6 protein-coding genes are annotated in these 4,470 nt (G+C 74.9%); all 6 read right to left on the minus strand.

Features of this window, described 5'->3' with window-relative positions:
* On the minus strand, window positions 1-776 hold a 776-nt coding region (locus tag CCR87_RS01225), incomplete at its 3' end, for a heme ABC transporter ATP-binding protein (RefSeq protein ID WP_201155508.1).
* A complete protein-coding gene (locus CCR87_RS01230) occupies window positions 776-1,855 on the minus strand; it encodes a FecCD family ABC transporter permease (protein ID WP_201155509.1) in 1,080 nt (359 codons plus the stop codon). The genes CCR87_RS01230 and CCR87_RS01225, both read right to left, overlap by 1 nt.
* Window positions 1,856-2,695: a heme/hemin ABC transporter substrate-binding protein gene (locus CCR87_RS01235; protein WP_201155510.1), complete on the minus strand. Its 840-nt coding sequence runs from the start codon at window positions 2,693-2,695 to the stop codon at window positions 1,856-1,858.
* Window positions 2,692-3,744: a hemin-degrading factor gene (locus tag CCR87_RS01240; protein ID WP_242511788.1), complete on the minus strand. Its 1,053-nt coding sequence runs from the start codon at window positions 3,742-3,744 to the stop codon at window positions 2,692-2,694. Before CCR87_RS01240 ends, CCR87_RS01235 begins: the two co-directional genes overlap by 4 nt.
* Window positions 3,741-3,953, minus strand: coding sequence for a hypothetical protein (locus CCR87_RS01245; protein ID WP_201155511.1), 213 nt, complete (start codon window positions 3,951-3,953; stop codon window positions 3,741-3,743). The genes CCR87_RS01240 and CCR87_RS01245 overlap by 4 nt, the downstream gene beginning before the upstream one ends.
* Window positions 3,954-4,087: 134 nt before the next feature.
* Window positions 4,088-4,470: TonB family protein (locus CCR87_RS01250; RefSeq protein ID WP_201155512.1), on the minus strand; the 383-nt coding region annotated here is incomplete at its 5' end.

Genomic DNA, 4,470 nt, shown 5'->3' on the forward strand with positions numbered 1-4,470 from the left:
TCGGCCACCGCCTGTGGCAGCACGAACACCTGCCCCGGGGCGGGCGGGCGATTGGTGCGCAGGGGGCAGCCATAGGCGTGGGAGAGGGTGCCATCCGTCAGCACGTCGGCCGGCGGACCCGCGGCCAGCACCCGGCCCTCGTGGATCAGCGTCACGGCATCGGCAAACATCGCCGTCAGGTTGAGGTCATGCATCACCGCCACCACGCCCCCGCCGCGGGCGGCGTAGTCGCGCGCCAGCCGCATCACCTGCAGCTGATGGCCGATGTCGAGACTGGCGACAGGCTCATCGAGGAACAGCCAGCGGGCGCGGTCCTGCGCCACCGGTTCCCAGACCTGCGCCAGCACGCGGGCGAGGTGCGCGCGCGCCTGCTGGCCACCGGACAGCTCCTGAAAGAAGCGCGCGCCACAGCCCTCCAGGCCCACCGCGGCCAGGGCGGCGGCGGCAATGCCCGGCTCCGTCGCGTGGGCCCCGGCGGCAAGTCCGAGGCCCACCACCTCGTGCACGGTGAAGGGAAATGCCAGCGGGGTGGCCTGCGGCAGCACGGCGCGGCGGGCCGCCAGAACCCACGGGTCGAGCCGTGACAGCGGTGTGCCGTCCAGCAGGACGGTGCCGTCGTGCGCCAGATCGCCCACCAGCGCGCGCAACAGCGTGGTCTTGCCCGATCCGTTGGGGCCGACGATGGCGGTCAGCGCCCCGGGGCGGGCGTCGAAGTCCACGCCCCGCAGGACCCGCGTGCGCCCCAGCCGCACGGCGATGCCGCAGGCGCTCAGCATCACAGGTCCACCACGCCGCGGCGGCGCAGCAGGATCCACAGGAACACCGGCGCGCCCAGGACGGCGGTGACGATGCCGATGGGCAGTTCGGCCGGGGCGATGATGCTGCGCGCCACGATGTCCGACAGCACCAGAAGCGCCGCGCCCAGCAGGCCGGCGGCGGGCAGCAGGAAGCGGTGGTCCGGCCCGATGGCAAGGCGCAGCAGATGTGGCACCACGATGCCGACGAAGCCGATGCCCCCCGACACCGCCACCGCCGCCCCGGTGGCGGCGGCGACCGTCAGGATCGCCAGGGTCTTGGCGCGCTGCACCGGCACGCCCATGTGCGCCGCCGCGGCCTCGCCCAGCGCCAACCCGTTGAGCGCGCGCGCAAGGAAAGGCGCGGCAACCAGCGCGCCGAGGATGATGGGCGCCGCCGTCCACACCTTGGTCCAGTTCGCGCCCGCAAGCGAGCCCAGCCCCCAGAAGGTCAGGTCCCGCAGTTGCCGGTCGTCGGCGACATAGACGAGAATGCCCGTCAGCGCCCCCGCCAGCGCCCCCAGCGCAAGCCCCGCAAGCAGCATCGTCGCCACCGACGTGCGCCCCCCACGGGTCGAGACGCGGTAAAGCAGCAGCGTCGTGGCCCAGCCCCCGAGAAACGCCGCCAGCGGCACGATGTGGACGCCCACGGCCGCCGCCACCCCGGCGGGCAACAGCCCGCCCAGCACGATGGCCACCACCGCACCAAGGCCCGCACCCGCGCCCACGCCCACCAGCCCCGGATCGGCCAGCGGGTTGCGGAACAGCCCCTGCATCACCGCGCCGCCCACCGCCAGCGCCGCCCCCACCATCAGCCCCAGCGCCAGCCGCGGCAGGCGGATGTCGAGGATCACCACCTGTTCGCGCAGCCCCAGCGCTTCGCCACGCGCGAGGCTGGCCAGCGCCTGCCACAGCGACACCCCCGCAGCCCCGGTGGCCAGGCTCGCGACCGACGCCACGGCCACGAGCCCCAGCAGCCCCGCCATCACCGTCCGGGCGCGGGCGGAGCGGTCGCCGTCCTCGATCGCCGCGCGGCGGCCGGGCCAGGGCAGGGCGACCATTCAGCCCTCCGCCGGTGCGAGGGGATACAGCGCACGGTGCAGCGCCAGCGCCGCCTGCGCCGTGCGGGGGCCGAAGCCCAGCAGCAGCAGCCCGTCCATCCGCACCAGCCTGCGGTCGCGCCCCGCGGCGGTGGCCACAAGGGCGGGATGGGCGAACAGGTCATCCGCCGCCACCGCATGGCCGTCGCCGCGATCCATCATCAGCACCACATCGGGCGCGGCGGCCAGCACCGCCTCGTCGGACAGCAGGCGATAGCCGGCAAAGTCGGTGATGACATTCGCGCCCCCGGCCATCCGGATGATCCCGTCGGCCGCGGTGCCGGTGCCCGAGGCCATCAGCCGCCCGCCCTGCATCGACAGCACGAACAGCACCCGCGCCGGGCGCGCCACCTCCGCCCGCAGCCCCTCCAGCCGGGCGAGGTCCGCCGCCACGGCCTCGGCCAGCGCGGCCCCGCGCTCGGCAACGCCCAGCGCCCCGGCGACGGCGCTGATCCTGTGCAGCACACCGGCGCCGTCGGTGGCCTCGGGCACCTCGACATACGGCACGCGGGCGGCGCGCAGCATCGACACCGCCTCGGCCGGGCCGGCGCCCTCGGCCGCGAGGATCAGGTCCGGGGCGACCGACAGCACCCCCTCGGCCGAGAGCGCGCGCATGTAGCCCACGTCCGGCAGGGCGGTGACCGTCTCCGGCCAGGTGGAGGTCGCGTCGCGGGCCACCAGCCGATCCCCCTGCCCGAGCGCCACCACGATCTCGGTGATCGCGCCGCCGAGGCTGACCACCCGCTCGGCCGCAGCCGCCGGGGTCGCCAGCAGCGCAAGGACCAGTGCCGCGCGGATCATGGCGCCACCGCCTCGGGGGCGGGCAGGCTGTGCGCCAGCGCCTCCCAGGCCGGCAGGCCCGCGCCGCGCTTGCCGAAGACCTGGAGGATCAGCTGCCCGTCGTGGTCAAAGGCCTCGACCGACAGGGCGGGGCCGTGGCGGGTGGGTTTGTCCACGCGCCAGACCTCGGCGATGTGGTCGGTGCGCAGGTGCAGGTTGAAGCGGGGGTCCAGCACGTTGATCCAGGGGCCGGTGGGCACGATCTTCTCGATCGGGCCGCCGTGGATCTGGATGCAGCCGGTGTTGCCGACAAAGAGCATCACCTCGACGCCCGCCAGCGCTGCGCCGTGCAGCAGGTCGGTCACCGCCTGCGGCGCCAGCGGCGTGGCCATCGGCGCGCCCACGGTGCGATAGGCGCCCAGGCGGGTCATCTTCAGCTTGCGCACCAGCCCCAGGAACTGGTGCGTGTCGGTCAGCCCCGCCCAGCGCGCGCGCAAGTCCGCGGCGCGGTCGGGGTTGGCGCGGGCACCCTCGGGCGCGGCACGCGGTGCGAGGGCGATGGTATCGGGCTGCGCGTCCAGCGCCAGCGCGGCCACCAGCCGGTCGAAGGCGGCGCGGTCCGAGCCGTCGCGGAAATGCACCTTGTGCACCGCATCGCCCGCGGCGTCGAACACCTGCAGGCTGGGCCGTCGGCCGGTCATCGCAAAGCCGTGCACCCAGTGCGCGGGAAAGATCCGCAGGTCGATCTCGGAGCCGAGCACCATGGCGGCGTGGTCGCCGGGGTGCCAGTCCTCGTAGGTGCCGGTGCGTTCGTGCACGCATGATGCGTTGCGGGTCAGGGCCAGAACCTCGCCCAGGGTCCGGACGGCGGGGATCAGCCGGTCGGGCCGGGCGTCGATGCGCACCACCTCCGGCCCCGTCTGTGCCGCCAGCAGGGCGGCTTCGGGCACGCCCAGCATGTCGGCCAGATCGCGCGAGCGCTTGTTGCGGTGCTGCGCCATTGCCGCGCGCAGGGCGGCGGGGTCGGCGGGCGCTGTGTCCTGTGCGGGGGTTGCGTGGGGTCGGTTCATGGCCGGGTCTCCTTCGTCAGGGCGCGGGCGGTGCGCGCCGCGGCTGTGGGTGCGGACCGGGACAGCGCCGCCAGCAGGGCCGCGCGCCGGAGCGGGGGGCGCCCGGGCGTGGCCGGTCGGGCCGCCGATGGCGCGGGCACCCCCGGGCCGGTGTGGCGCCCCAGCAGGGCAAGCCCGGTCATGGCAATCAGGAGGGAGGTATGACGCATGCGGATCTCCGGCGCAAAGGCGGTACGTGGTCGCTGGCGGTTCGCTGGCGCATATCTGGACCTCAGGATGAATCACCTGAGTAAAATTGTCAACTATTCACCTGTTCACCCAGTCCGCGTGGTGGCGGGCGTTCTCAGCGAAAGCTGACGGGCAGGGTAAAGCGGGTCTGTGCGCCGGGGGGCGGCGGCGGAAAGGGGGCGGCGCGGCGGATGTGGTCAAGGGCTGCGGCATCAAGCGCGGGCTGCCCCGAGCCGCGCTGCACCACCACGCCCGCCACCGCGCCCGCAGGGGTGATCGTGAAGCTCACCGTGACCTCGCCGCGGCCGCGTACGCGGGCCTGTGGGGTGGCGCGCAGTCGGCGGATGACCTCGCCGGGATAGGTGTCACGGGCGGCCGCACCGCCCCCGACGACCGCCCCGGCGCGGCCGCCTGCGGTGCGGTGGAGTCGGGCTGGCCAGTCGCGTCGCCCGCGCGCGCGTTGACGGCGGCGGTGCCGCGTGGCGGGGTCGCGGCCGG

Source organism: Rhodobaculum claviforme (assembly GCF_016653255.1).
GTDB classification, from domain to species: domain Bacteria; phylum Pseudomonadota; class Alphaproteobacteria; order Rhodobacterales; family Rhodobacteraceae; genus Rhodobaculum; species Rhodobaculum claviforme.